The organism is Cryobacterium soli, from assembly GCF_003611035.1.
GTDB classification, from domain to species: domain Bacteria; phylum Actinomycetota; class Actinomycetes; order Actinomycetales; family Microbacteriaceae; genus Cryobacterium; species Cryobacterium soli.
Genome location: NZ_CP030033.1, coordinates 1,698,056 through 1,724,570 on the forward strand (window position 1 = coordinate 1,698,056; position 26,515 = coordinate 1,724,570).

General features: G+C 64.1%; 22 protein-coding genes. 11 read left to right on the forward strand and 11 right to left on the reverse strand.

What is annotated here, in order from left to right; genetic code table 11:
- Positions 1–30: 30 nt before the first annotated feature.
- The 4 genes from DOE79_RS07755 to DOE79_RS07770 are packed head-to-tail and all read right to left on the reverse strand — an operon-like array spanning position 31 to position 4,659.
- Positions 31–1,392, reverse strand: a complete 1,362-nt coding sequence (locus DOE79_RS07755; protein ID WP_120337993.1) for an O-antigen ligase family protein — start codon at positions 1,390–1,392, stop codon at positions 31–33.
- On the reverse strand, positions 1,389–2,399 hold the full coding sequence (locus tag DOE79_RS07760; protein WP_120337994.1) for a glycosyltransferase: 1,011 nt from the start codon (positions 2,397–2,399) through the stop codon (positions 1,389–1,391). The genes DOE79_RS07755 and DOE79_RS07760 overlap by 4 nt, the downstream gene beginning before the upstream one ends.
- Positions 2,399–3,247: a glycosyltransferase family 2 protein gene (locus tag DOE79_RS07765; protein WP_162942654.1), complete on the reverse strand. Its 849-nt coding sequence runs from the start codon at positions 3,245–3,247 to the stop codon at positions 2,399–2,401. The genes DOE79_RS07760 and DOE79_RS07765 overlap by 1 nt, the downstream gene beginning before the upstream one ends.
- Positions 3,244–4,659 carry a Wzz/FepE/Etk N-terminal domain-containing protein gene (locus DOE79_RS07770; protein WP_120337996.1) on the reverse strand — a complete coding sequence of 472 codons (1,416 nt, stop codon included), beginning with the start codon at positions 4,657–4,659 and terminating at the stop codon, positions 3,244–3,246. Before DOE79_RS07770 ends, DOE79_RS07765 begins: the two co-directional genes overlap by 4 nt.
- A 466-nt stretch (positions 4,660–5,125) precedes the next feature.
- Here DOE79_RS07770 and DOE79_RS07775 point away from each other — a divergent pair, with 466 nt between their 5' ends.
- The 5 genes from DOE79_RS07775 (at position 5,126) to DOE79_RS07795 (ending at position 13,292) form a co-directional block, all read left to right on the forward strand.
- Entirely contained in the window at positions 5,126–6,580 is a 1,455-nt protein-coding gene (locus DOE79_RS07775; RefSeq protein ID WP_120337997.1) for a lipopolysaccharide biosynthesis protein, read from the forward strand.
- 626 nt (positions 6,581–7,206) lie between these two features.
- The gene (locus DOE79_RS20870) at positions 7,207–7,518 is read left to right on the forward strand and encodes a glycosyltransferase family protein (protein ID WP_245977199.1); all 312 of its coding nucleotides are present in this window, start codon (positions 7,207–7,209) and stop codon (positions 7,516–7,518) included.
- A gap of 1,167 nt (positions 7,519–8,685) precedes the next feature.
- Positions 8,686–9,801 carry an acyltransferase family protein gene (locus DOE79_RS07785; RefSeq protein WP_120337999.1) on the forward strand — a complete coding sequence of 372 codons (1,116 nt, stop codon included), beginning with the start codon at positions 8,686–8,688 and terminating at the stop codon, positions 9,799–9,801.
- Between the two features lie 224 nt (positions 9,802–10,025).
- Positions 10,026–11,384: a hypothetical protein gene (locus tag DOE79_RS07790; protein ID WP_220094301.1), complete on the forward strand. Its 1,359-nt coding sequence runs from the start codon at positions 10,026–10,028 to the stop codon at positions 11,382–11,384.
- A 66-nt stretch (positions 11,385–11,450) separates the two neighbouring features.
- Positions 11,451–13,292, forward strand: a complete 1,842-nt coding sequence (locus DOE79_RS07795) for an O-antigen ligase family protein (RefSeq protein ID WP_162942657.1) — start codon at positions 11,451–11,453, stop codon at positions 13,290–13,292.
- Positions 13,293–13,343: 51 nt separating this feature from the next.
- Here the strand turns inward: DOE79_RS07795 and rfbA are convergent, their stop codons facing one another.
- Together rfbA and DOE79_RS07805 are read right to left on the reverse strand one after the other, a co-directional pair.
- Complete coding sequence (gene rfbA / locus DOE79_RS07800) at positions 13,344–14,207, reverse strand: glucose-1-phosphate thymidylyltransferase RfbA (RefSeq protein WP_120338002.1); 864 nt, start codon at positions 14,205–14,207, stop codon at positions 13,344–13,346.
- Positions 14,208–14,210: 3 nt separating this feature from the next.
- Positions 14,211–14,843 (reverse strand): dTDP-4-dehydrorhamnose 3,5-epimerase family protein, encoded by a 633-nt coding sequence (locus tag DOE79_RS07805; protein ID WP_120338003.1) that lies wholly within the window; start codon positions 14,841–14,843, stop codon positions 14,211–14,213.
- 332 nt (positions 14,844–15,175) lie between these two features.
- Here DOE79_RS07805 and DOE79_RS20480 point away from each other — a divergent pair, with 332 nt between their 5' ends.
- The 4 genes from DOE79_RS20480 (at position 15,176) to DOE79_RS07825 (ending at position 19,535) form a co-directional block, all read left to right on the forward strand.
- Positions 15,176–16,483, forward strand: coding sequence for a hypothetical protein (locus tag DOE79_RS20480; protein ID WP_162942658.1), 1,308 nt, complete (start codon positions 15,176–15,178; stop codon positions 16,481–16,483).
- Between the two features lie 72 nt (positions 16,484–16,555).
- On the forward strand, positions 16,556–17,542 hold the full coding sequence (rfbB, locus tag DOE79_RS07815; protein ID WP_120338005.1) for a dTDP-glucose 4,6-dehydratase: 987 nt from the start codon (positions 16,556–16,558) through the stop codon (positions 17,540–17,542).
- Positions 17,539–18,393 carry a dTDP-4-dehydrorhamnose reductase gene (rfbD, locus tag DOE79_RS07820; RefSeq protein ID WP_120338006.1) on the forward strand — a complete coding sequence of 285 codons (855 nt, stop codon included), beginning with the start codon at positions 17,539–17,541 and terminating at the stop codon, positions 18,391–18,393. Before rfbB ends, rfbD begins: the two co-directional genes overlap by 4 nt.
- Entirely contained in the window at positions 18,390–19,535 is a 1,146-nt protein-coding gene (locus DOE79_RS07825; RefSeq protein ID WP_120338007.1) for a glycosyltransferase family 4 protein, read from the forward strand. Before rfbD ends, DOE79_RS07825 begins: the two co-directional genes overlap by 4 nt.
- Positions 19,536–19,603: 68 nt before the next feature.
- Here the strand turns inward: DOE79_RS07825 and DOE79_RS07830 are convergent, their stop codons facing one another.
- The 3 genes from DOE79_RS07830 to DOE79_RS07840 all read right to left on the reverse strand — a co-directional run bounded on the left by DOE79_RS07830 (position 19,604) and on the right by DOE79_RS07840 (position 22,655).
- Positions 19,604–20,968 (reverse strand): LCP family protein, encoded by a 1,365-nt coding sequence (locus tag DOE79_RS07830; RefSeq protein WP_120338008.1) that lies wholly within the window; start codon positions 20,966–20,968, stop codon positions 19,604–19,606.
- The gene (gene purE / locus DOE79_RS07835; protein ID WP_120340229.1) at positions 20,965–21,432 is read right to left on the reverse strand and encodes a 5-(carboxyamino)imidazole ribonucleotide mutase; all 468 of its coding nucleotides are present in this window, start codon (positions 21,430–21,432) and stop codon (positions 20,965–20,967) included. Before purE ends, DOE79_RS07830 begins: the two co-directional genes overlap by 4 nt.
- 86 nt (positions 21,433–21,518) lie before the next feature.
- Positions 21,519–22,655, reverse strand: a complete 1,137-nt coding sequence (locus tag DOE79_RS07840) for a 5-(carboxyamino)imidazole ribonucleotide synthase (protein ID WP_245977200.1) — start codon at positions 22,653–22,655, stop codon at positions 21,519–21,521.
- A gap of 139 nt (positions 22,656–22,794) precedes the next feature.
- Between DOE79_RS07840 and DOE79_RS07845 the strand changes: the two genes are divergently transcribed.
- Positions 22,795–23,343: a GtrA family protein gene (locus DOE79_RS07845; protein WP_120338010.1), complete on the forward strand. Its 549-nt coding sequence runs from the start codon at positions 22,795–22,797 to the stop codon at positions 23,341–23,343.
- Here the strand turns inward: DOE79_RS07845 and DOE79_RS07850 are convergent.
- Both DOE79_RS07850 and DOE79_RS07855 read right to left on the reverse strand, forming a co-directional pair.
- Complete coding sequence (locus tag DOE79_RS07850) at positions 23,314–23,883, reverse strand: PH domain-containing protein (protein ID WP_120338011.1); 570 nt, start codon at positions 23,881–23,883, stop codon at positions 23,314–23,316. The two genes, DOE79_RS07845 and DOE79_RS07850, sit on opposite strands and share 30 nt — an antisense overlap.
- Positions 23,884–23,889: 6 nt before the next feature.
- A complete protein-coding gene (locus DOE79_RS07855) occupies positions 23,890–24,726 on the reverse strand; it encodes a biotin--[acetyl-CoA-carboxylase] ligase (RefSeq protein WP_120338012.1) in 837 nt (278 codons plus the stop codon).
- A gap of 179 nt (positions 24,727–24,905) precedes the next feature.
- Here DOE79_RS07855 and DOE79_RS07860 point away from each other — a divergent pair, with 179 nt between their 5' ends.
- Positions 24,906–26,504, forward strand: a complete 1,599-nt coding sequence (locus tag DOE79_RS07860; protein ID WP_120338013.1) for an acyl-CoA carboxylase subunit beta — start codon at positions 24,906–24,908, stop codon at positions 26,502–26,504.
- Positions 26,505–26,515: the final 11 nt, after the last annotated feature.

Genomic DNA, 26,515 nt, shown 5'->3' on the forward strand with positions numbered 1-26,515 from the left:
GTGACTTCTGGGCGGTTCAGTACGGGACAACTATCGACTCACCTTCGCGGGCCTGACTGCTCTCGACCGCAGGCGAACCTGTCGACGCGATAAGTACGAAACGGCGGAGGGCGCGTCGAATAGGCGCCGTGGGCTCCGCATGAACGACAGAGAAATCCCCACGACAAGAAACCAGAGAATCAGCACGCCATCTGCGAGCATGCCCCATCCAGTCATGGCAACCAGCGCCAGCCCAGGAGCGGTCACCAGGACTGCCATCGCCCCATCACGACCTGGCCCACCGAGACGTAGCCCTTTAACGGCCAACACCAGCTGTAAAGCGATCGGGCTGAAAAGAAGTACGGCGCCGACGACGCCCAGTTCCGCGACAGCCAATAAGAGGGTGTTGTGCACTGGAAAACCGGTGGCAGCCAAGAGGTCTCTCCCGCCCACGACATCCGAATACGAATTCGGCCCAATGCCAAACCACGGTGACCGCGCTATCTGTGCCAGGCCCGTCTTCAAGAGATTAGGGCGGTCGCCCCCTTCGGGATCCATCAGGAAACGCGGAACGAGCACAAGTAACACGGGAATCGATGCGAGGAACGAGATGGACGCGTAGACCATCCGACGACGGGAGGTGAGGCGCGTATCCAGAATTATCCAGAGGAAGACTGCGGCGAGCACGGCCAGAAGATTGGCCCTCGCTTGCGTGGCGGCCAAGACAGGAATCGACAACAGCGTCGCGACCCAAATGACTCGCCGAACTACTAGATCGTTGGAGCGAGTCAGCGGCAGCATCGCCACAAGCAGCAGCAGGAAGACCTTCCCTAGGACGCTTGGGTGGTTGAAGGTGCCGATAGCTCGAGATTCGGCGTTGAAATACCCGACCTCGCTATAGACGCTGAGTGGAAGTCCGAGGAGCTGGCCCACGCTAAATACCCCCTGGACCACGACGATTCCCAAACAAGCAACCGCCCACAAACGAGCGAACTGAACGTCCGTACGAATTGCCTGTCCAATCGAAATCCCTACGCCAAGCGCAACCACCGCTGTTGTGAGATGAACGACGCCGGACCACAAGGCCGGGGTTGCGTTCCATTCAAGCGCGCTGCCCAGAAGCACGTAGCCGATGAAAACCAGCCCGAAGGCGGTCGCTTTGCGGAAACCACGTTGACGCAGACTCGCCAACGCCAATACGGCCAACACCACCGAATAGGTCTTGGGGACATACAGCCCTTCGGCAATTCCGAAGTGCAACTTGTCGCTCTCTAATATGGCCAAGGGGTATGGCGCGAGACAGAGACAAAGAAGAGCAGAGATCGCAAGAACGCGCCATAGCCCAAAAAGCGGGATGACGCTCGAGAGAATAAGCACCACCAGCCCGACCGCCAGGAAGATGAAGAAAGTCAAGAAGCGGGCCCGACTGCGATGATCCTGCGGTCAGCCGAGTTCTTCCTAAGCCACATGAGGCCTGCCGGATAACCGAGCATTTTCGCGACGTCGCCTATGACGACCACAATCGGGAGTAAAAGAATCGCTTTGTATAAATTCCGACCGAGCAAGTTTCTGAACAGAAAGAGACGCCTGTAGAACTTCCACAGATAGACAGTGCCGCCAGCTATGAGAAGCAGGATAGACGCTGGATTCCAAAAGATCGTCGCGACTATGAGCATCACACCGAACGCATACGCAGAATAGCGAGCGATATGGCGTTTCTTCCATAGGCGCGCCTTGCCGTCCCCTCTCGCATATCGAAAGTACTGCTTGGCGAATGCTCGCAAGGTCGGGCGGGCATCCCAAGTCACCAACGCGGTGGGTACAAACCGAAAAGTGGCTCCGTCAGCCTTCATCGCCTGGTCGAAAACCAGGTCCTCACAGTAGTCGAGCCACTCCGGGTACCCGCCTGCCCGCGCCCAGGTGCTCTTGAGGAACCCGACGGACCGACTTGACGGCAGGAATGCATCGGCGGCTATCTCGGACACATGAGGCGTGATTGTGGCTGCTACAGCGGTTGATAGAAAAGTGCCGGCGTGGGGCTCAAAGAAACCCGAAACCACATCAAAATCGCCCAAGTGCCGAGAGAGATTTTCGACCCATCCCGGGTCGAGTGTCGTTCCTGCGTCGGTGACCAGAATCTTTTCGGACGTCGCGAGGCTGATTGCCCTATTTCGTCCCTCTGAGATCCCAGCCCCCTGCACCACCTCAAAAACCAGCCGGACCCCTCGGGGAGCCTGCCACGCCCGCAGAATGGCCATGGTCTTATCCGTTGATCCCCCATCTACGATGACGATCTCGGATGGCAGTGATGACTGTTCGCCAAGACTCTGAAGAAAGCCGTGCAGGCCCACCTCCTCGTTCAGAACGGTCATTATGAGTGAAAGGCCCGGGCGAACATTGGGCTCGGCAATTGTCGCCATCACGACGCCTCGTTGTGACGCGTCTGGAGGCTGCCGGAGGTTTTTCTATTCCAAGGCAGTCTTCGAGAGTTCTTCTTCGCTCGCGGGAAGAACACACGCGCAAGCGACACAGGGCCGAGAAGTAGCGGGTAACGTCCATAGAACTTCGCCATAGACGCGAACTCGCGCTTCCAGGGGTCCAACTTGAATTCTGTTGTCTCGCGGGCCCATCCGTGTATCCAGCGCGATTGGCCAACAAGCCGAACACTGAATCCTGCCCTCCATGCACGAAGTCCAATATCTGAATCCTCGTAATAGAGGAAGAACTTCTCGTCCCACCCGGAGAGTTCGACGAATGTGGAGCGCCTACCCGCGACGACGGCACCGATGAACCAGTCAACTTCTATCTCTTCGCCGGGTTGCGCGAAAATCTGATAGCCGGGCATTTTGAATTTGTCGCTCAGGCGATTTCTCACCTTGCTGGCGAGCGTCGGCAGCCCTCTTCCATTGGGTTGTAGCGATCCGTCCGGATTAATGAGTTGAGGGCTAACGATGCCGCCGCGAGCATCGATGGATCGTGCGATCGCATCAACGGAGTCGAAGTCCACCGTCACGTCTGGATTAGTGAATGCTATGTACTCACCCGAAGCTTCCCGCAGCCCGACGTTGTTGGCGGCGCCGAAGCCGAGGTTCTCACTCGACCGGATGACCTTGGTTGCGCCGATCTCAGTGGCGACTTCGGCCGTGCCATCGGCCGAAGCGTTGTCCACGACGATCCATTCTGCCCAGGATGGCAGGTCCCCTGTCCAGTACTCTCTGAGTGTCTTGCTGTTGTTGTAAGTGACAGTTATAAACGTCCACTTGATCAATTGCTTCGGCCCTTCGCGATGGTAACCAGACTCGATTCGTTCTCGCCGGGTGCCGCCATTGTGCGCATTGCGCTGAACCGAGCAGAGTATTCGCGACTCTTAATTCCCTGTCGAGACACCTTCGTGGGGACGATTGCGAGAATTGAACCCCCGAAGTCGTTCAGGGCCTCAGCGGCGACAGCCAAGTCATCCTTGGTCGTACTGCCTGATGCAATGACCAGGATGGTGCCTCCAGCCAGTCTGCTGAGGATGACTGCGTCAACGCTGCCAGCAACAGGCGGAGAATCTACAAGAACGTAGTCGAATTCATCTCCGAGCAGCTTCAAGAGAGAGCGGAAGGGTGGTGTATCGAAACGTGACGCCACGCCCACAGGGGTCGCAGCAGAGATCACCCGAATTTCGCCTTTGACGGCTCGAAAGCTCGGAGGAAATTGAGCGCTATCACGAAGAAGGTCCGCCCAGGCGGTTGCATCTTGAATCCCCAGGCGCTTACTAATGCTTGTGTTCTCGGAGTCTGCGTCGACGACGACGACACTTGAACCGGAGTTGGCCAAGCCAAGCGCCATCAGGGACGTGACCGTTGAACCACCAGCACCAAAATTAGAGCCGGCTATTGCGTACGTTCGGGAGGTGTTTCCTTGACTCAGGGCCGGAAGCATCCGCAGGATGCTGTGCGCGGCATCCTGGACCTCCTTGTTGAGGCCGTCAACAGTTTGGCCCTCAGCCAGTTCCTGTACCCAAGGTGTAGGTCCGAGTATCGGGGCTAATGTCACGGCTTTGAGATCCCGGGCTGTATAAATCCGCTTGTCCTGTGCAGCGCGAGCGAAAGCCATCAACACCCCGCCGGCCAGCCCGAATAAGAGACCGAGACTGAGAAGCAACTTGAGATTCGGCGAAACAGGGGCCTTCGGCATCGATGCCTCGTTGACCGTCTCGACGAGCACCGGCCCAGCAGCCGCACCCAACGGATTCTCCAACTCGTCAACAATTGCGTCGCCGAGATGCTTAGCCGTTGATGCGGCGATTTTCTGTGCCAGGCCTGCATTCTCGTTCGAGACTCGAACTGTCAGAAGCGCCGTTGCCGGGGGTGCGAAAACATCCACTGCTGCCGCTAGGTCCGAAACAGTGGTGGTCAAGGAAAGATCCTGGATGACCCGATCTAACACGAGGGAAGACGTGGCTATCGGCGCGTAAGTGATCACGGACTGACGTGAAAAGCTTGCCCCCACTTGGAGCTCACTCGCCGTCGCCCCCGCAACTGCCTGCACTCTCACGAGCAGCTGAGCTTCGGACGTGTATTTCGGCGGCGTCATCATTGATATCGCAAGAGCAATGAGAACCCCGAGGGCCACCAGGGAAGGAAGCAGATACCAACGCCTTCTCAGAACAGAGAGATAGTCACTTATGTCCATCAATTGGCCCCCAGAGTCGCGCGAAACAAACCATCACTGTGCGACAGATTTGCTCTCATTATGACAAGTGTGCCATAGCGCCACTGGCCCTCCTTTCGTTCTATCGCTGATCAGACGCCCGGCGCGCAACGGGTGATCGCACCCAAACACTGGACGAGCAGTTGATCGGCGTCCCTTTCTGCCATTCGCCCATGGCCTCGTATACGGTCCACATGCTCCACCCCATCTTGCCGAGGTCGCCGACATGCCGGCATGGGTGGGTGACCTCCGATTTTGGGGACGGCACCCTTAGTGCCCTGTCGCGCGCGGCCCATTTGACATCAATGGCTGCACCTAAACTGACGAAGCCGACGAATTCGTCTGCAGACTGATGGAGGCTTCGCGAACAATGCCGACGACCACGTGTGCCGAATTACAGTCCCGGAAGCCTCTATGCCTGAGTGCCACCCGAACAAAGCGACTGTAGGTGAGCACCCTTGGCCAGAAGGCCGTGCGCGGGGGCGGTATTGTCTTGACGGGCCAATTGGCGAAGGTACTCCTGCAGTTGGGGGGCCTGGTTGTTCTCGGCCGGATTCTTTCACCGGCAGACTTCGGCTTGATAGCCATGGTCACTGCGATTGTGGGTGTGGCCGATGTCTTGCGTGACATGGGGCTATCGTCGGCCGCTATCCAGGCGAAAACGATCTCCCACGCCCAGCAAAGCAACCTGTTCTGGCTGAATTCCGCTGTGGGGCTCTTGCTCACGGTCACCGCAATCGCGGTCGCTTGGCCCATTGCGGCACTTTACGGCGACGACCGGCTAGCCGTTATCACCATGGCGGTTGCGCCTATGTTCTTGTTGAACGGCGTACAAACTCAGTTCCAGGCACACCTCGCCCGGGGCCTTCGCTTCGCGCAGCTGAGTATCTCCGAAGTTCTATCCATGATCCTCGGACTTGCGGCTGCGATCGGCCTAGCTCTGTTGGGATTTGGGTACTGGGCTTTGGTTGGACAGCTCATTGTGCAAGCTGCCACCCTACTCATCGCGCGTGCGCTCATGTCGGGATGGCGGCCTGGCCTGCCTGACAGGAGGGAACCGACCCGCCATCTCGTCCGTTATGGCGGCAACCTCATGGCATCCCAGCTACTCGTTTACGCCAGCAGCAACGTACCGAGCGTCATCATCGGCTCCCGGTTCGGCGCCTCCGCACTCGGGTTCTACGGCCGGGCGTCGCAGTTGGTCACATTCCCTATGAACCAGCTCTTCACACCGATGACAAATGTCGCACTCCCCGTTCTTTCACGATCCCATAGTGAACCTGAGCAATTCGAACGACACCTGATACGAGCACAAATTGTCCTAAGCTACGCAGTTGTCGGGCTTCTGGGTCTGGCGATCGTCTGGGCAATGCCCATAATCCCTCTTATATTTGGGCAGGTCTGGGAACCGTCCGCGCCGCTGTTTCAGGTTCTAGCCGTTGCCGGCGCTTTTCAAGCCGTTAGCTACGTGGTGTATTGGGTCTTTCTTGCGAAAGGTCTGACCGGATCGCACTTCAGGTACTCCATCATGTCTCGGTCCATACTCATAGCAGTTGTGCTGCTCGGGAGCTTCTTTGGCGCGATGGGAGTGGCGGTGGGCTACGTGATGGGCGTGGCCCTCGGCTGGCCGCTATCACTATTCTGGTTGCGTCGCCATAGAGTCGCTCCAATCAAGAGGATGTTCTTCACAGGTCTCCGAGTGCTGACTGTTGGGCTGGTTATTACTGGAGGCGGGCTGATCGTTTCTTCGGTTACGCGCGACTATGGAGCAATCCTTCAGATGGCGACGTCCGGGGCCGCGTTCGTGGCTCTGGCGTGTGCTGTGATGTTTTCACTCCCGGTCACGCGACGAGATCTCGGGATAGTCCAAGGCACCGTTCGTCACCTCTTGCCGGGGCGCTGAACGAAACGAGTCATCTCACCCTTCTTATTCGCAAACTCTTAGGAATTCAGACATTGAACAGCATCAAGCTCTTTTGGTGGTCGCCCCGTCGGTCCATTCGACTAGTCCTCCCGGAAATCCGGCACAACGCACGTGCCTGGTTGCATCAAGCCGCTCTGACTCAACGCCCGCTTCTTAACTTCGGCGATGAACTGTCTCCCCTCCTCGTCGCGGCTGTGACCGGCCGCCGCGTGGTCTGGGCGCCTCCTTCTAGAGCAGAACTTGTTGCGGTTGGGTCCATTCTCGAGCTAGCAGCGATGACCCCGACTAAAGCGGTGATTTGGGGTACAGGGCTCCGCGGCGTTCCGTCTCAGAGCGCTCTGCCCACTTTGCACCAAAACATCGGACCGATAATCGCACTCCGAGGACCCAATTCCCGACTCGCGCTTGGTCTCGCTGACGAGACCGCACTGGGCGACCCCGGCCTGCTGGCCCCGATGCTCGTTGAGCGGCAGTCTCGTCCCCGAACAGATTTGCTAGTTATCCCGCATTTCTCCGCGTGGAATTCGTCAGCTGGTCGCCGCGGCTTGTCCGGCATTAGGAAGGCGGGCCTGCGCATTGCACCGCCGTCGCTGGAGCCAATCGCGATGCTCAAGGAGATCGCTAATTCCAGATTCGTACTGTCCTCCAGTTTGCACGGGGTGGTGGTCGCACACAGCCTGGGTGTTCCCGCCCAGCTGCTAACCAATGAGGCTCAGAAGCGAGAGCCGATGTGGAAATACGAAGACTATTTTGCTTCCCTGGGTGCTTCGATGTCGACCATGCCTTTCGAAAGATTGCTCGATGCGTCCACGGTCGATGAGGCCTACCTGAAGCGCGAGGAGGAAGCGCCCTCACTTGAGTCTGCATCCTCGAATCTGGCCAAGGGGCTAGCCAGTTCATTGCGCGAGCACTTCTAGAAAGGACGTCACGCGGGGCCGGCTCGTCTCATCAGCGCTCACGTCCGAGATGAGTGGATGGCCTGGTGAGCGAATTGAATGCGGTGGAGCTCAGCTACCATCTGCATGAGGCATGTTTGTCGCCGTGATTTCCATCGTGAGCACAACTCATCTCAAGTCGCCGCCCAATCTCGATTCGGGCCCATGCTGTTCGCCGGTTCCGCCTTCGGAGGCTCCTTCAGCGGCCACGCTCGATGCCGTTCGATTGCGCAGCGCGGTGCGGAACTTAGCCCAGCCCATCGGTGATGAGGTCACCGTCCGCCAATCCCCGCAGCGCTCCACTGAACCGAGCTGAACGAAGACGCGTTTTGTGCCAGCCCGATGGGAGCGTTGGGTGGCTCAGCCCCGTCAAACTGGGTCTCCTCGCAACCCGGCTACTCGATGATCGCGTTTGCCAGTTGGTACCGTGGGCGCCCGAGCCGCACTAGCGGTCAGCGGACCTCGTTCCCGGATCTGGTGAGTCAGCGTCTAATAGATCTAGAGAAGCCCAGCAGGCGAGCGGTTCGGCAGCATCCCCAGCGAAGGATGCTGGACCTCGGCCAGCCGGGAAGTGAATTAATCGTAGAACAATGAACGCCTCGAATGGGCCCGCTGTGGCGCGTGGGACTCACGAGGGGTGCGCTGGCAAGCGTGATACGGCCACGACGACCTATTAGTGGTCTAGCAACGGCGTGGCCGCTATCGGCGTGACCACGCCGACCCGCAAGTTGGCGACCGCCGTCGGCGGCAAGACGGCCAAGGTGCAGGCCACAGCCACGAAGCTCGGCTACCAAGCAAGATCTCCCCGTGCATGGCGGCACTCTGGTCGCACTCCTCGCCGGCGAGTTCGACCGCTGGTTCGTGCTAGTTAGTAGGACCGCCGCTCGCCCTCGCGGCTGCGCGGCTGTCGGCCGGGCCAGCTATTCCGACGGTGCCACTCTTTGAGGGGATATGAGCCCTGCGCTTGATGGCCAGGCTGGCGGCAACAATTGCGAGGACCGACGTTAGCGGCCGTGGTGGATACGGCGGGGAACGGCACTCTTTCAACCTTCGCTGGGAGCAGCGCTACCGCCACGACTGAGCTACACGTTTAACCTTTAGCTTTCCGGGCCTTGGAAAGCGCTATGGTTGCGCGGAGGTATTACACAAATGACGAGGCGTCTGGCATGGATAGACACGGCGCGCGCGTTCTGTGTCGTGGCTGTGGTCTTGTACCACTTCCTCATTTGGAACCGTGAGTCCCTTACACATGGCCTCGGGCCGTTTGATGAGCAATGGGACCAGGTAACAGCTGTCCTGAGTCGGGTGCGGATACCCGTTTTGCTAGCACTGTCAGGCCTACTATTTGCAAGTGGATTTTCACAAGGTTGGCGGAAGGGAATCCTCGCCGTCGGGGCTAACTACTATCTTTATTTCGTGTGGCTCTCCATGTACTTCATTTTCTATTCGAGCATTGGAGTCACTGGACTTCCCCACGGCGTGAATGACTTGCGCTCTTATGTTTCACAGCTGCTCCGACCCGAGACCACCCTCTGGTATGTGTTCGCCCTAGGGGTTTACGTCGGCGCAGTCATGGTCCTAAAGATGTGTGGAGTCCCCTACTGGGCCGTTTATTTCCTGAGCCTATTGGCCTGGTTCATAGGTACGTTCGGGACGGTCGAAATGGCAGCTGGGAAGATTCTTCGGAATTTTGTCTTCTTTGCAATTGGACTGTATGCGTCCAAGACACTGCGCAAGATTGGCGACGCAGGAATTTATTGGGCTTTGGCATTCATTGCGTTGTTCTCACTACTGACCTTCGTGGGCATCAACAGTAGAGATCCGATCTTGTTTCCGATTCTTCTGCTCGCGGCTGGAATAACAGCGATTCCGGCAGTCTTCTCCTCGTTTGGTCAGCTCGCCAAAGTGAAGTTGGTTTCCGCCATTGGATCATTCGTCGGCTCACGGACCCTACCGATCTATGTCTTGCACGTACCACTCCTGGCAGTCGTGTCTTTGATAGCAACAGAGACCACCCAACTCGGAGCTCTTGCCGGAACCAAGGCCGGCGATATTTCGATTCCTCTCGTTGCCACGGTCCTGGTCGTTGCGATTTCCTGTCTCCTCCACGTGGTGCTTGCCAGAATCCCCGGAAACCCCCTCTTTAAATTGCCGAGTCTTATCGATCGATACATACGTTTTGGACTACCGGCAACGCTTCGCACCCGGCGTGTTCGTCTAAGCCAACACACAAGTTCTAGAACGGACGCTGGCAACAGGAGCTGACCCGATGCCATCTGTGGCCCCGAGCGAACGGCTTCGACTGGCCAGCTACCAACCTCTCTTCCGCCTGCGTGTCTCGGCCCCCCAACTGGGGTGCTTGACGGCCAATATTCGTGGTCCACAGCGCTTGGCCGACCAATAGTCTTCGTCGTGGGGGCATTCCTCCGTGTGGACGGGTTACGGCATCAAAAGGTGCGAGCCACACCGGAACCAAATCGGAGGCAATCATGGCAAACAGGCGACGTCATATTCGGGAACGCAGCGTTGCTGTGGCTCTGATGCTCTCGGCCGTACTCGCGGTCGGCTCGTTCGCGACGGCTGCACCGGCCAGCGCAGCGATCGCTGGCGCCGTAACGACCAGCGCCAGCTCGGTCGTAGGCACCGCACCGGGGGGAACGATCGCCGCCGTGCAGCCTCTCGCCCTACCCGCCAAGGCCGCCCTGAGCGGCACCGTCTACGGGCACACCAAAACCGGAACGAAGCCACTGGCCGGCGTGGGGGTGACGGCCTGGAACGCCACCGGCTCTAAGTACGGCACCACCGATGCCGCCGGCAGGTACAATCTTGCTGGGCTCAGCGCGGGCAATTACAAAGTGTCCTACGACAAGTACGACACCAGCGCCAGCCTCAGCTTCGTCGGCCAATACTGGAAGAACAAGGCCACCGAGGCCCAGGCGAACCCGATCACGGTCGGGGCGACCAATCTTTCCGGCTACAACGTCACCCTGGAGCAGGGCAGTTCGATCTCAGGGAAACTCACCATGCTCCTGGGCGGGGTGTCGAAGCCGGCCACGACGGTTTCAAAGGTGACGACCTTCTTCAACGGCAGCACCACCGGAGTGGACCATTGGGTGTACTTGGATGCGGCAGGCAACTACACCATCTCCCCGCTTGCCGCCGGCAGCTACAAGCTGAGCTTCGGCCAGATCGGAGCCACCTCGGGTCTGCGTGGTGAGTATTACAACAATGCCTCCACCCTGGCGGCGTCGAAGGCCCTCACCGTGGCGTTCGCGCAAGCCGTTACGGGCATCAACGCCGAATTGGCCGGCAAACCAGTCGTGTCGGTATCGGCGTATGTGGCCGGCGCCACAACCGTGGGCAGCACTCTCACCGCGTACGCATACACTCAGCCTTACACCGCCACGGCGACCTACCAGTGGTATCGCAATGGTGTGGCCATCAGCGGGGCGACGAAACAGAAATACGTGCTCGTCGGCAGCGATTCAGGTAAGTCCATTTCGCTCAGGACCACAGCAGCCCTGAGCGGCTATACCAGCGCGTGGGCCGCCGCGTCGGCGTGGAGCATTATCCAGCCCGGCGCGCTCACTGGTACCACGCCCACGATCGCAGGTCTCAAGAAGGTGGGGTCGACCTTGACGGCAACAGCCGGCGCTTGGTCAACCGGAGCCGCAATCAGCTACAAGTGGTTCCGCTCTGGCAAGCCCATCAGCGGCGCCACAACCAGCGCCTACAAGTTAGCCACCGCGGACGGCGGGACGGCGATCACGGTGCAGGTCACAGCTACAAAGCTCGGCTACACCACGCTGAGCAAGACCTCCGCCGCCGTCACCATTCCCAAGCTGTAGCCACAAGGCCCGGCTATAAACACTCTGATCAAGACCCGGGCGGGCACAGCAGCACTCTGGCTGCTCGTGCTCGCCACGGTCGTCCTCCTCCCCGGCGCATTCGACCGCTGGTTCCTACCCAAAGACGCCGTCGCAGCGGTCGCGGTACTGCTTGCATCGCTGTCCACGGCCCAGGGCCGATTGCCGCGCTGGTTCGTTCTGGGCAGTGCGATTGCCGCACTGCTGGCCTTCGCGGCCGTGCTGCTGTCGGCCGCGCCAGCCGTGCAGTTGTGGGGCCGCTGGCCACGCTACGAGGGGATCGTGGCCCTACCCGTGTACTTCGGGGCGGTCTGGGCCGGGGCCCGGTTGTTGGGCGCGGGTGCGCCACCGGACCGGTTGCGTACCCTGGCCCGCGCGGTGGCGACGGCGTCGATCGTGCTCGGCGCGGTGTCGGCCGTGGAGGCCCTCGGCGCTCGACCGTTCGCCTCTGACCTGGCCCGGCCGGGCGCGCTCACCGGCAACGCCACCGACCAGGGGCTGCTCGGTGCGTTGTTCCTGGCGGTGTTGGCTCTGCCGGTGCTACGAGCGTGGGGTGGCACGGGCGGGACGATCGCGGGGGCCGGGCGCGCTCGACCGAGCGCCGCCCGGACCGAGGTGGAGCGGGCCTGGCTCACCGCCGGGCTGTTCTTCGCCGTGGTCACGGTGGTGCTGTCCGCCTCCCGGGCCGGTCTTCTGGCCGCCGGGGTGGCCGTGGTGGTGCTCACCGTGCTCACCGGGTTGCGCGTCTCCGCGGGCCGGGTGCGCTGGGTGCTGCTGGGGGGCGGCAGCGGGATTGTGCTGCTCGCCCTCGCGGCGCTCGTCGTGCCGTTCACCCGGGACCGGCTGCTGGGCGCCAGCCCGCTGGCCGGTCAGTCCCTCGAGGCACGGTTCGACTACTGGCGGCAGGGGCTCGCGCTGGTGGCCGAACATCCGCTCGGTGTCGGTGCCAGCGGATTCCTCAATGCGAACGCCGGCTCCTCCGAGACCGGCAGCACCCTCGACTCACCGCACAACTGGCTCTTGCAGGTGGCCCTGGCCGGCGGCCTTTCACTGCTGGCGGTGGTACTAACGGTCCTGGCTGCGACGAGCTGGCTCGCGGTGCGCCGCTGGTGGCGGCTCACCGCGGTGCCGGCGCAGGCTGCTCGAACGGTGTCGACCGGGCACGCCGACCTGCTCGCCGCCGCTTTGGCCGGCCTGGCCGGGTACGGGGTGGGGCTGCTTACCCATTTCACGGTGCCCTCCACCGCCATTCCGGCGGCACTGCTGCTCGGCATCCTGGTGGCGGTACCGACCGAGGGCAAGCCACGGGCACGCGACGTCAGTCTGGCGGCACGCCGGGCGTTCCGCGGACTCCGCACAACTCTGCTCGTGGGCTGGGTGGCGGGGATGATCCTGGTGACCAGCGCCGAGGTTCCGCTGGCTAGCGCCGTGGACGCGGCGGGCACCGGCGATCTGGCCACCGCCGAGGCAGCCTTTCTGCGGGCACAGGCGCTGCGACCGTGGGATGCGGACCTGTCCAGCATTGCGGCGCAGTCGTTTGCGGCGCTGGCGGACGGTGGCGTTGCCGAGGCCGCACCGCTGGCGGTGGACTGGGCCGAGAGGTCTCGCGCCATGCTCCCGAATACGGTGGCCACTGAGCGCGCTCTTGCCGTCGGCCAGTTGAATGCCGGCGACACCTCTGCCGCCGCACGCACGCTCGAGGCACTGGCTGGCCTGGCGCCGCGAGATGCCGACATTGCGGCGCAATATGCCGTGGTGCTCTACCTGCACGGGGAGACGACGCTCAGCCGGGCGGAAGTGGACCGGGCCCTCGACATCGACCCCACCCATGAGGTGGCCCGACGACTGCAGGACATTCTCAACGATCCGCCCGCGGCACCCGCGGGCTGATTCGCCGAGCACGCCCGACCGTGACTGCGCGCGCTCGTCCAGGTGGCGGGGTCAGTCGCCGAGCAGACGGTAGAGGTACCGGCCGTAGCCGCTCTTCTTCAGCGGGTCGGCGAGCGCCCGCAGCTGGTCGTCACTGATCCAGCCGGCGCGCCAGGAGATCTCCTCGATGCAGCCGACCTTGAAGCCCTGGCGGTCTTCGATCACGCGCACGTACTCGGAGGCCTGCATCATCGACTCGAACGTGCCGGTGTCCAACCATGCGGTGCCCCGGTCGAGCACCTGCACGTGCAGGGCGCCCTTCGCCAGGTAGCGTTCGTTCACCGTGCTGATCTCCAGCTCGCCGCGCGCACTGGGTTCGATGGTCTTGGCGATCTCCACGACCGAGTTGTCGTAGAAGTACAGGCCGGGAACGGCGTAGTTGCTCTTGGGCGCGGTCGGCTTCTCCTCGATGGAGACCGCGGTCATGTTCTCGTCGAATTCCACCACGCCATACGCGGTGGGATCGCTCACGTGGTACGCGAAGATCCGGGCGCCCTCGATCTCGGCGTTGTTGCGCAGCGCCGTGCCGAGCCCTGCGCCGTGGAAGATGTTGTCTCCGAGCACCAGGGCCACGGTGTCATCGCCGATGAACTGCTCACCGATGATGAAAGCCTGCGCCAGGCCGTCGGGCGAGGGCTGCACGGCGTACTCGACGCGAATCCCGAGCTGCGAGCCGTCGCCCAAGAGCGCCCGGAACTGCTCGTTGTGTTCCGGTGTCGTGATGATGAGGACTTCGTTGATCCCGGCCATCATCAACGTCGACAGGGGGTAGTAGACCATCGGCTTGTCGTACACCGGCATGAGTTGCTTGGAGATGGCCTTGGTGATCGGCCAGAGCCGGGTGCCGGAACCGCCCGCCAGAATGATTCCGCGCATGAGTTACCTACCGCCGATCTCGGAGTTCGATGTGGTCTGGTTCAGCGTCTGGTAGTACGCCCGCGCCGCCGCCCAGGTGGGGAGGAGGCCGGAGGCCGCGGCCTCCGCGAGCCCGGGCGCATCGGTGTCTTTGGGAGACAGCAGGAGGTCGCCCGCCTCGGGCGGGAACACCAGGCCGATCTCGGGGTCGAGCGGGTTGATGCCGTGCTCACGGCCCGGAGTGAACGGGCTCGTCACCAGGTAGCTGACGGTGGCGTTGTCGGTGAGGGCCACGAAGCAGTGGCCGAGACCCTCGGCGATGTACACGGCCCGGCGGTCGGTATCGTCCAGCAGCACGCTGTCCCACTGACCGTAGGTCGGTGAACCGACCCGGATGTCGACGATGAAGTCGAGCACGGCACCGTGAACGGCCGTGACGTACTTCGCCTGGCTGGGCGGAACATCCGCGAAATGGATGCCGCGCACCGAACCACGCTTGGACACCGAGGTGTTCGCCTGCGCGAGGTCCAGCTTGTGCCCGATCCGCTCTTCCAAGTGGTCGAATCGGTACCACTCCAGGAAGACCCCCCGCTCATCAGCGAACTGTTTGGGGGTGATCTCATAAGAATCGGGGACGGAAAGCTCTCTGATCTGCACGATCGGCAGTCTACCCAGGAGTTTCAGTCCTCGACCGCTGCGAATACATCCGGAAAGTCGGTGCTGTTCAGGCCAACCAGTGCTGAGCCGGCACTCGGCTGGGGCAGGCGGCGGGACCTGAAACCACCGTTTTCGTCAACCCGAGCACCCCGGCACGACAACAAGAAGGAAAACGCATCGTCATCTCCGAAAATGCTCGACCCACAGGCGCACGAATATGCAAGGATTCAGTGAATTGCACCACCATCAGTGCACCGTTTCCTTCGGCAGGACCCGCGTCCGTCATCTACTGTGCACAGCCCGAATCTCACAGTCATGGAATAGGTGCACGCATGAAATGGTCTCGCCCCCTACTGGCCGCGGTGCTCGCCCTGGCTTTGTCGGCCAGCGCAGGAGCCTCCGCCGCAGTGGCCGCTGAGCAGCCGACCCCGATCGTCTCGAGCGGGATAGTGTCTTTCCCGTCGATTCGGAATGTTGTCGTGGTCGGGAACCCGACTGGATTCACAATCGACTTCGATTTCACCCAACCCGTCAATGGCTGGGGCCCTGTTTATCTGGGAATCTACGACGGAACAAGCGCGACGTATCCCTTCGACAAGTCGACGTTCGAAGCGCACGACCTGGGCAGCAATGTCGGGTCGGGCAGCATCGTGCCGTATCCCGACAAGACAGGTCATGTGTCGCAGACGTTCGCTCACTCGCGGGCGAAGCCCGTCACGGTGATGCTGCTGTCCAACAAGTCGATCTGCGATTGTTCTGCTGGACACGACTTCGTGGCAGGTGCAACGCTCGCCAAGCTTTCTCCTGCGACAGCCGCGTTGACGGCGACTGCGGTTCCGAAAATCACGGGAACCGTGAAGGTGGGCTCAACTCTCACAGCCGTACCAGGAGCTTGGGGACCCGCTCCCGTGGCCCTCGCGTATCAGTGGTCGGTCGGCGGCGTTGGAGTCGCTGGCGCTACATCGAAGACGCTCCTGCTCCCCAGCTCGTCGGTGGGTAAGACCGTCACCGTCACTGTCACCGGATCCAAGACCGGCTACACCACGGTCAAGAAGACCAGTATCGCCACCCCGGCCGTGGCACGGTTGGTGCTGGCATCGACTGCGGTTCCGAAAATCACGGGAATCGTGAAAGTTGGCTCCACCCTCACGGCGACGCCTGGCGTCTGGGGGCCGGTCCCGGTGACTCTTACTTACCAGTGGTCGGTCGGCGGCGTCGCAGTGGCCGGCGCAACATCGAAGACGCTCCTGCTCCCCAGCTCGTCGGCGGGCAAGACCGTCACCGTCACAGTTACCGGATCCAAGACCGGCTACACCACGGTCAAGAAGACCAGTATCGCCACCCCGGCCGTGGCACGGTTGGTGCTGGCATCGACTGCGGTTCCGACAATCACGGGAATCGTGAAAGTTGGCTCCACCCTCACGGCGACGCCTGGCGTCTGGGGGCCGGTCCCGGTGACTCTTACTTACCAGTGGTCGGTCGGCGGCGTGGCGGTCGCGGGTGCGACCTTGCCAACATTCGTTCTGCCCGGGTCCTCGACGGGCAAGTTCGTCACGGTCACCGTCACCGGATCCAAGACCGGCTACACCACGATCAAGAAGACCAGCCTGGCAACCACAACCGTGAAGGCGCGGCTGTAGCGCCTGCTCGGCAGTGCCCAACGGGCTTTCCGATAGAATCGCGGAGGCAGCTATGGAATGGAATCACCACCTATGAAGATCCTCGTTACCGGCGGCGCCGGTTTCATCGGCTCGAATTTCGTTCGCCGTACCCTGCAGGACGTCTACCCGGGCCTCGAGGGCGCTGAGGTCGTCGTTCTCGACGCCCTCACCTACTCCGGCAACCTGGAGAATCTGGTGTCCGTGGCCGATTCCCCCCGTTACACCTTCGTGCAGGGCGACATCCGTGACGGCGCCTTGCTCGACACGCTCTTCCCGGGCCTGGACGCCGTGGTTCACTTCGCCGCGGAGTCCCACGTGGATCGCTCCGTGCGGGACGCGTCGATCTTCGTCGAGACCAACGTGCTCGGCACGCAGCAACTGCTCGACGCGGCTCTCCGCAACGACCTGCCCCGCTTCGTGCACGTGTCCACCGACGAAGTCTACGGCTCCATCGCCGAGGGCTCCTGGAACGAAGAACGGGCGCTGGAGCCCAACTCCCCGTACTCCGCGTCGAAGGCCGGCAGCGACCTGCTCGCGCGCAGCTACCACCGCACCCACGGCCTCAACGTGTCGATCACCCGCTGCTCGAACAACTACGGCCCGTATCACTTCCCCGAGAAGGTCATCCCGCTGTTCGTGACCAACCTCATCGACGACCTGCACGTTCCTCTTTATGGCGAGGGCAACAACATCCGCGACTGGCTGCACGTGGACGACCACACCCGCGGCATCGCCATGGTGCTGGTCTCCGGCCGCGCGGGCGAGATCTACAACATCGGCGGCGGTACCGAGCTGACCAACGTCGAGCTCACCCAGCTGCTGCTCGACGCGACCGGCAAAGACTGGTCCTACGTCGACCGGGTCGCCGACCGCCTCGGCCACGACCTGCGTTACTCCGTGGACATCTCCAAGATCCAGGCCGAACTCGGCTACTCCCCCGAAGTGCCCTTCGCCCAGGGCCTGGCCGACGTGGTGCAGTGGTATCGCGATAACCGAAGCTGGTGGGAACCGCTCAAGGCCCGCGCGGCGCTGGTATGACCCGCTATCTGATTGCCGGAGCAGCCGGAATGCTCGGCCGCGACCTGCAGGACGCCCTCGCCGGACGTGACGTCACGGCCGTCGACCGCGGCGAACTCGACATCACCGACCTCGCCGCGGTTCGCGAGGCCGTGGCCGGGTATGACGTGATCATCAACGCCGCCGCGTACACCGCGGTCGACGCGGCCGAGGAGAACGAGGCCGCCGCCTACCTGGTGAACGCCATCGGCCCGCGCAACCTGGCGATCGGAGCGGCCTTCGTCGGCGCCAAGCTCGTGCAGATCTCCACCGACTACGTCTTCGACGGCGCCGGCAGCGCCCCGTATGTCGAGGACACCGCGATCGACCCGATCAACGCGTACGGCCGTACCAAGGCCGCCGGTGAACAGTTCGTGCTCACCGAGCACCCGGCGGGCAGCTACATCGTGCGCACCGCCTGGCTCTACGGCGCCCACGGCCCCAACTTCGGCCGCACCATGCTCACCCTCGCCGCGGGTCGCGACACCGTCTCGGTCGTCGCCGACCAGTTCGGCCAGCCCACCTGGACGGTCGACCTGGCCGCCCAGATCGTAGCGTTGCTCGACGCGGATGCCCCAGCCGGGATCTATCACGGCACCAACGCCGGCAAGACCTCCTGGTTCGGTTTCGCCCAGGCCGTGTTCGAGAGCGCTGGCCTCGACCCCGAGCGGGTGGAGCCCACCGACAGCACCAAGTTCGTGCGCCCGGCCGCCCGGCCGGCCTACTCCGTTCTCGGGCACGACGCCTGGGCCGCGGCCGGCCTGACCCCGATGCGCGACTGGCGCGACGCCCTCGCCGCTGCCGCCCGACACGGCGCTTTCGAGCTCTCATGATCACCCTCAGAGTCGTCGTAGACCAGCTGATCTCCCCCGTTCCGGGCGGTCTCGGCCGATACACCGAGGAACTCACCCGGTCGCTGATCAGCACGGCGCCGGCCGAGTGCGTGGTCGAGGGCATCGTCTCGGCCACCAGCGCCGACAACTACGCCCACATCGAAGCCGCCCTGCCCGGGCTGTCCGGCCTGCACAAAATGGGACTGCCCCGCCGCGAGCTGTCTGCCGCCTGGCAGCTGGGCGTCGCCACCTCGGCCGGCCACGGCCTCGTGCACGCCCCGGGCCTGTTCGCACCGCTCCGCCGCCACGACCGCGCCAGAGACGAGACGCAGGTGGCCGTGACGGTGCACGACGTGCTGGCCTGGACGCATCCGGAGTCACTCACCCCCACCACCGTGGCCTGGACCAAGCTGATGCTCAAGCGCGCCCGCAAGCACGCGGATGCCGTCGTGGTGCCCAGCCATGCCCTGGCCGATCAGTTGCGCGAGGTCATGGACTTCGGCGACCGGGTGCGGGTCATCGGCGGTGCCGTCAGCAGCGGGCTGACCCTCCCCACTAATTCGGCAGCGGCGGAGGCCCTGGCGGTCTCCCTGAAGCTTCCCGACCAGTACATCCTCACCGCGGGCACCCTCGAGCCGCGTCGTGCCGTCACGGCCCTCATCACGGCGTTGGGCCGCCCGGGCGCCGCCGACCTGCCGTTGATCGTTCTCGGGCCCGACTCCTGGGGAGACCTCACGCTGGCGTCCGTCGCCGACGAGGCGGGTCTGGCGCCCGACCGGGTGCGGTCGATGACGGGCCTGACCGACCAGGAGCTCGCGCTCGTGATGAGCCGCGCTTCAGTGTTCGTCTACCCCAGCCTCGAAGAGGGCTTCGGTCTGCCGATCATCCAGGCTTTCCAGTTCGGCACCCCGGTGATCCATTCCGACGCGCCGGCCCTCGTGGAGGCCGGCGGGGACGCGGGGTTCGTCGTGGAGCGTGGCGACGCGGCCGGGTATCCCGAACGGCTGGGCGCCGCTCTTGACCGCGTGCTCGGTGACACCGAACTCGCCGCCCGGCTACGCATCTTCGGTAGCGACCGGGCCAAGGCCTTCACCTGGCGCGATACCGCCGAACGGGTCTGGCAGCTGCACGCAGACCTCTGAGCCTGCGTCGGTAGCGGGCGCCGCAATGCGGCGCCCACCCTGCGCCGCCGGGTGCGTCAGCTGCGATCTCAGGGTGCGGGCGTCTCCACGACGGGGTTGAGCGCGGCGTCGATGAGTGCGGCGATGTGGTCGTAGTCGGGGTCGGTGGGCTCGACGCCATTGTCCGGCACCAGTTCCACGGCGCCCACCGGCAGTTCCTTGGTCTTGGCGGCCAGAGTGGTGAAGTAGCCGAGCATGCCCTGGGGCACATCGGTCTTCACGACCTGTTCGCCTGCCTGCGCCACACCCTGGAACTTGGTGAGCACGTTGGCCGGGTTGAACTGCTGGAGGATGGCTTCCTGCAGCACGCGCTGGCGGGACATCCGGTCGTAGTCGCTCGTGCCGTGCCGGGCGCGGCCGTACCACAGGGCGGTGAAACCGTCCATGTGCTGCTGTCCGGCTTCGACCCAGCCCTCGACGTCGCTCAGGTCGTCCTCTTGGCCGCCGATCGGCAGCCGCTCCGCCACGTTGATGTCGACGCCGCCGAGGGCGTCGATGAGCTGGGCGAAGCCCTGCATGTCGATGAGCACGTAGTACTGGATCGTCAGGCCGGTGACGCCGCTGGCGGCGTCGCGCATGGCCTCGATGCCCGGTTCGCTGCCCTCCGCCACCGCGTTCGGGTACATCTCGGGGCTCTTGAGCTCCACCTCGGTGTAGATCGAGTTGAGCTGGCAGACGTCGACGTCGCAGGTGTCGTTGTAGCCGTAGCCGTTCGGGTAAGAGGCGTAGAGCGGCGAGTCCTCGGGAAACGGGATGTTCTCGAGGTCGCGCGGCAGCCCGATGATGTCGGCCTTGCCGGTCTCGGCGTCGATGCTCACCACCGAGGTGCTGTCGGGGCGCATGCCCTCGCGGTCGGCGCCGGCGTCGCCGCCGAGCAGCATGATGTTGTACCGACCGTCGACGGGCGGCTCGGACGGGCCGGCGGCGAAGACGGAGGAAAGGAACCCACTCGTTGTGGTGGCGAAGTAGGCGCCGTAACCCGCGCTGCCGGCCACCGCGACCATGGCGACGGTGGCCAGGCCGGCGATGAACGGCCGTACCTTGGGCCGCGCTTTGATGAGCCGGATCAGGCGCATGGTGTCGAAGGTCAGGATGACCCACACCACGGCGTAGAACATCAGCGCGGCGGCCAGTACCCACAGCGCGATGGAGTTGGTGGCGATCGTGAGTAGAATCTCAGGATTCACGGCGTAGACGATGCCGGCCAGCAGCGCCACGACCAGCAGGGTCAGGGTGGCCCGCAGGCCGAAACGGCCGAGCTTCCGGCTGCCGGCGAGCACTTGCGCCGAGCCGGGGATGACGATGTTGAGCACCACGAGCCACCAGGCTCGGCGGGTCATGACCTGGCGGGAACCGGTGTTCGGGTACCGGATCGGGCTGCTGGCCTGGCTCATAGTTTCGCTTGCAGGGCCGCGTTCTTCTGCTCCACCTGCTCGGCCAGGGCTGCGGCGTAGCCTTCCAGTTTGAGGCGCAGGGAGTCATCGGCCGTGGCCAGGATCTTGACGGCGATCAGCGCCGCGTTGCGCGCGCCGCCGATCGAGACCGTCGCCACGGGAACCCCGGCGGGCATCTGCACGATCGACAGCAGGGAGTCGAGGCCGTCGAGGCGGCCGAGCGGAACGGGAACCCCCACGACGGGCAGGGTGGTCACCGCGGCGAGCATGCCCGGCAGGTGCGCCGCACCGCCGGCGCCGGCGATGATGACCTTGAGGCCGCGGGCGTGCGCCTCCTGGCCGTACCGGATCATCTTCTCCGGGGTGCGGTGTGCCGAGACGACCTGCACTTCGTGGGCCACGCCGAAGTCTTTCAGCAGCGCCGCGGCGTCGCTCATGACGTTCCAGTCGGAGTCGGATCCCATCACGACACCGACGAGGACGTCGGGCGGGGACACGGGCTCGGGGGCGCTCGTCAAGAGGTTGTCTGGCACGGAGATGATCTTAGGCTTCAGTCCTGGAAAAACGCCGCAGTGGCACGCGCCTGGTAGGTGACCGAGTCCAAATCCGCACCGGATGCCGTGACGTGGCCGATTTTGCGTCCCGGACGCGGGTCCTTGCCGTAGTTGTGCACCTTGACCAGCGGCTGCTCGGCGAACGCTGCCGGGTACCGGTCGGCCATGCTGCCCTCGGCGGGGCCGCCGAGGACGTTCACCATCACCGACCAGGGTTCGCGCAGGCCCGTGCCGCCCAGCGGCAGGTCGAGCACGGCGCGCAGGTGCTGCTCGAACTGGCTGGTGACGGCCCCGTCGATCGACCAGTGCCCGCTGTTGTGCGGTCGCATGGCCAACTCGTTGACGAGCAGACGGCCATCCGTGGTCTCGAAGAGTTCGACGGCGAGCACCCCGGTGACACCGATGCCCTCTGCGACCCGTTCGGCGATGTCCGCGGCAACGTCACTGAGCCGGCCGGCGGACTTCGGAGCCGGGGCGATGACCTCGGCGCAGACGCCGTGCAACTGCACGGTCTCCACGACCGGCCAGATGGCGATCTCGCCGGACGGGCGCCGCGCCACGACCTGCGCGAGTTCCCGGCGGAAGTCCACGAGTTCCTCGACCAGGAGCGCGCCGGCGTTGCCGTCTTCGTCGAGCGCGAGGAACCAGTCGTCGGCTTCGTGCGCGTGCTGCACAACCCGCACGCCCTTGCCGTCGTAGCCGCCGCGGGCCGTCTTGACGACCGCCCGACCGCCGTGGTCGGCCAGGAAGGCGGCCAGTTCGTCGGAGTCCTGCACACGGGCCCAGTCGGGAACGGGGAGCCCGAGCTCGGTGAGCCGTTCGCGCATGAGGAGCTTGTCCTGGGCGTAGAGCAACGCGTCCGGACCCGGATGCACGCGCACACCGCGTGCGACGAGCTCGCGCAGGATGACCTGCGGGACGTGTTCGTGGTCGAAGGTCACCACGTCGACGGTGTCGGCGAAGGCCAGCACGGTGTCCAGGTCCCGATAGTCGCCCACCGAGACTGCGGCGAGCGCGGCGGACATCCCGTCGGCCTCGGCGAGCACCCGCAGGTCCACGCCCAGGTTCACCGCGGCGGGGATCATCATGCGGGCCAACTGGCCTCCGCCGATCACACCAACGATCGTGCTCATCTGTTCACCAATTTCTGTGCGAGCGTTCATCCCACCGGCTACGAATTCCCAGGATGGGAAAAAAGTCGCGTCGTAGACTTCCAAAGAAGCGCGTTATCCCGCTCCACCTTCTATTTTGACCTATCTTTCGGACGGAAGCATGCCGAGAATAACGCCCAGCAGGCACCGCGTCTTCGCGTTCGCCGTACAGCTCGCCAAGTTCGGCATGGTCGGGCTCGTGGGCTTCGCCGTCGACGTGACCGTGTTCAACCTGCTGCGCTCGAGCGTCTTCTCGCCCGAGAACCTGGACTCAGGGCCGATCTGGGCCAAGGTGGTGTCGACCGTGCTCGCCATCCTGGCCAACTGGGTGGGCAACCGATACTGGACCTTCTCGAAGAACCGGCAATCCCAGACCTTGCGCGAGGGGTTGGAGTTCTTCTTCGTCAGTTTCATCGGCATGGGCATCGGCCTGGCGTGCCTGTGGGTGAGCCACTACGTGCTCGGCTACACCAGCGTCGTGGCCGACAACATCTCGTCCAATGTGGTCGGGCTCCTGCTCGGTGCCGCGTTCCGCTTCGTGCTCTACCGCTACTGGGTGTTCTCCCCCGACCGGCGCACCAGGGTCACCGTGCCGGCCACCGCACCGGCCACCGGTGCCGTCACCGCCAGCACCGGGGCGTTACGGCTGGCGACCCGTCCAGAAAGCTGATTCCTCGCCGAACGCCGACTGCTCCTGACGCCGGGTGCTCATCACGGTCTGCGAGCGTTCCATCAGGTCCTGCAGAACACGCTGCAGCAGGCCCGCGTCGGGCACGTCGCGCAGCAGCAGCGGATGCTCCAGGCCGGAGTTGATCCGCACGGTGCCCGAGCGGAACAGCGACTGCAGCCAGGTTCTCTGCACGCTCACGTCATAGCCGCGGCTGTGCAGCAGCTCCTGGCGCACGTGCACGAAGATGCCGTGCACCACGATGAGGCGGCGCGTGGTGACGGTGTACCGCCGGGTGAGCCAGGCCACCAGTGGCAGCAGCCAGAACAGCACGACCACCAGGCCAGCCCCGGCCAGAACCAGCACGTTCTGCCACGGCTCCGCAAAACTGCCGTAGTAGTAACCGGTGACGCCGCACGTCGCAATCAGCACCAGTGTGGGCCAGAACAGCACGCGGGCGTGCGAGCGCAAGCGAGCGACGACCACCTCGGGCGGGGCGGCCGCCGGCGCGGCACCGGGGGACGTGCTGGCTGGGTTGGTCATAACCCATTAATACCTCAGATGGGTCACGTCTCCCGCGGCGACGGCCTGCGGCTCGCCGTTGGTCTGGTCTTCCACAATGAGCCGGCCGTCGGCGTCCAGGCCCACGGCGGTGCCGACCAGGTCGTTCCCACCGGGCAGCTCCACCCGCACGGCACTGCCCAGCGTGCCGCAGAGCTCGCTCACCTCGGCGCGCAGGCCGCTGGCGTCGGGGTCGGCGCCATGCTCGAGGAACCGGGCCACGAGGCTGCTGAGCTCGGTGAGATACGCCGCGAGCACCGCATCCGGGTCGGGCACACTGCCGGTCACCAGCATCAGCGACGTGGACGTGAGCGTGGGCAGGTCGTGTTCGTCCAGGGCCAGGTTCAGCCCGGTGCCGATGCACAGTCCGCTTGCGTCGGGCAGTAGTTCGGACAGCACCCCGGAGACCTTGTAGCCGTCGATGAGCACGTCGTTGGGCCACTTGAGCGTCACCTCGTGCCGGGCGGTCTCCTCGTCCTGGGCGTGGCCCGCCGCGGCGGCCTCGACGACCGCGCGCACGGCCCGGGTCATCGCCGCCCCCGCCAGGAGCGGGAACCAGCCGAACCGGTTGACGGGCAACGGGCCGGAGGCCAGGCGGGGGCGCAGGAGCACCGAAATGGCCAGGGACTTGCCGCTGGGCGCCATCCAGACCCGGCCGAGCCGGCCGCGACCGCCGGTCTGGTTGTCGGTGACGATGACGGACAGGTCGGGCCAGGCCGCGGCATCCGGCCCGGTCGCCCGGGTCACCAACACGTCGTTGGTCGAGCCCGCCTCCGGGAGGTACTCGAACCGGGCCCCGATGGAGCTGCTGACCGGAAATTCCATAACCCACGCCTCTTCCCGCACCCGTGTGGGTGCGTAACTCCTGCAATTCTGCCCAGTTTGGCCGGGCAGCGCAGGATTCGGCCCGGCTGACGGGGATTTGCAGGAGTTGTGCGCGGGGCCAGTGCGCGGAGGCGGGGACTCTGGGGGTCTGGCGGGGTGGGGCCGGTAGAGTGAACGGCGTGACTGAGAACCCGACCGGACCAGACCTGTACACGACGGCTGGGAAACTTGCCGACCTCAAGCAGCGCTATCACGAGGCCGTGACGGCGAGCGGCGACGCGGCCATTGAGAAGCAGCACGCCAAGGGCAAGATGACCGCCCGCGAGCGGGTGGCCGAGCTGCTCGACGAGGGCTCCTTCGTCGAGCTCGACGAGTTCGTGCGTCACCGCACCGTGGCCTTCGGCATGGAAAAGAAGCGCCCGTACGGTGACGCCGTCGTCACCGGCACCGGCACCATCCACGGTCGCCAGGTCGCCGTGTACTCCCAGGACTTCACCATCTTCGGCGGCTCGCTCGGCGAGGTCGCCGGCGAGAAGATCATCAAGGTGATGGACCTGGCCCTCAAGACCGGCGTGCCCATCATCGGCATCCTCGACTCCGGCGGAGCACGCATCCAGGAAGGCGTCGTTGCCCTGGGCAAATACGGCGAGATCTTCCGCCGTAACACCGCCGCCTCCGGCGTGATCCCGCAGATCTCGATCATCTGCGGCCCCGCGGCCGGCGGCGCCGTCTACTCCCCCGCGCTGACCGACTTCGTGATCATGGTCGACAAGACCAGCCAGATGTTCGTCACCGGCCCCGACGTGATCAAGACCGTCACCGGTGAAGACGTGGGCATGGAGGAACTCGGCGGGGCGCTGACGCACAACTCGATCTCCGGCGTCGCGCACTACCTGGCCAGCGACGAGTCCGACGCGTTGGACTACGCACGCACGCTGCTGAGCTTCCTGCCGGACAACAACCTGGCCGAGCTGCCGGTCTTCGACAGCGAGGTCGAGCTCGAGACCACGGATGCCGACCTCAAGCTCAACACGCTGATCCCGGACTCGCCCAACCAGCCGTACGACGTGAAGACCGTCATCGAGCACATCGTCGACCACGGCGATTTCCTGGAGACCCAGCCGTTGTTCGCGCCGAACATCGTGGTGGGCTTCGCCCGCATCGAGGGCCGCAGCGTCGGCATCGTCGCCAACCAGCCGAACTCCATGGCCGGCACCCTGAACATCCCGGCCGGCGAGAAGGCGGCCCGGTTCGTGCGGTTCTGCGACGCGTTCTCGATCCCGATCCTCACCCTCGTCGACGTGCCCGGCTTCCTGCCCGGCACCGACCAGGAGTGGACCGGCATCATCCGCCGCGGCGCGAAGCTGCTCTACGCGTACGCCGAGGCCACCGTGCCGCTGATCACCGTCATTCTGCGCAAGGCCTACGGCGGCGCGTACATCGTGATGGGCTCCAAGCAGCTCGGCGCCGACATCAACCTGGCCTGGCCGACCGCCGAGATCGCGGTGATGGGCGGTCAGGGCGCCGTGAACATCCTCTACCGGGCCGAGATCAAGAAGGCCGAGGCCGCCAACGAGGATGTCGCCGCCGTGCGCAGCCGCCTGGCGAACGAGTACACCTACAACGTGGCCAGCCCGTTCCTCGCCGCCGAACGCGGCGAGCTCGACGGCGTCATCGAACCGGCGGCGACCCGGGTGTCGGTGGTGAAGGCCCTGCGGGCCCTCCGCACCAAGCGCGCCAGCCTGCCGGCCAAGAAGCACGGGAACATCCCGCTGTAGGCGGCGCCTCC

Coding starts and splice junctions, on each gene's coding strand:
- DOE79_RS07790 (WP_220094301.1), top strand. CDS start 10,026: ATGGCAAACAGGCGACGTCATATTCGGGAACGCAGCGTTGCTGTGGCT.
- rfbB (WP_120338005.1), top strand. CDS start 16,556: ATGAAGATCCTCGTTACCGGCGGCGCCGGTTTCATCGGCTCGAATTTC.
- rfbD (WP_120338006.1), top strand. CDS start 17,539: ATGACCCGCTATCTGATTGCCGGAGCAGCCGGAATGCTCGGCCGCGAC.
- DOE79_RS20870 (WP_245977199.1), top strand. CDS start 7,207: ATGCTCAAGGAGATCGCTAATTCCAGATTCGTACTGTCCTCCAGTTTG.
- DOE79_RS20480 (WP_162942658.1), top strand. CDS start 15,176: ATGAAATGGTCTCGCCCCCTACTGGCCGCGGTGCTCGCCCTGGCTTTG.
- DOE79_RS07785 (WP_120337999.1), top strand. CDS start 8,686: ATGACGAGGCGTCTGGCATGGATAGACACGGCGCGCGCGTTCTGTGTC.
- DOE79_RS07825 (WP_120338007.1), top strand. CDS start 18,390: ATGATCACCCTCAGAGTCGTCGTAGACCAGCTGATCTCCCCCGTTCCG.
- DOE79_RS07840 (WP_245977200.1), bottom strand. CDS start 22,655: ATGAGCACGATCGTTGGTGTGATCGGCGGAGGCCAGTTGGCCCGCATG.
- DOE79_RS07830 (WP_120338008.1), bottom strand. CDS start 20,968: ATGAGCCAGGCCAGCAGCCCGATCCGGTACCCGAACACCGGTTCCCGC.
- purE (WP_120340229.1), bottom strand. CDS start 21,432: ATGGGATCCGACTCCGACTGGAACGTCATGAGCGACGCCGCGGCGCTG.
- DOE79_RS07845 (WP_120338010.1), top strand. CDS start 22,795: ATGCCGAGAATAACGCCCAGCAGGCACCGCGTCTTCGCGTTCGCCGTA.
- DOE79_RS07760 (WP_120337994.1), bottom strand. CDS start 2,399: ATGGCGACAATTGCCGAGCCCAATGTTCGCCCGGGCCTTTCACTCATA.
- DOE79_RS07855 (WP_120338012.1), bottom strand. CDS start 24,726: ATGGAATTTCCGGTCAGCAGCTCCATCGGGGCCCGGTTCGAGTACCTC.
- DOE79_RS07770 (WP_120337996.1), bottom strand. CDS start 4,659: ATGGACATAAGTGACTATCTCTCTGTTCTGAGAAGGCGTTGGTATCTG.
- rfbA (WP_120338002.1), bottom strand. CDS start 14,207: ATGCGCGGAATCATTCTGGCGGGCGGTTCCGGCACCCGGCTCTGGCCG.
- DOE79_RS07850 (WP_120338011.1), bottom strand. CDS start 23,883: ATGACCAACCCAGCCAGCACGTCCCCCGGTGCCGCGCCGGCGGCCGCC.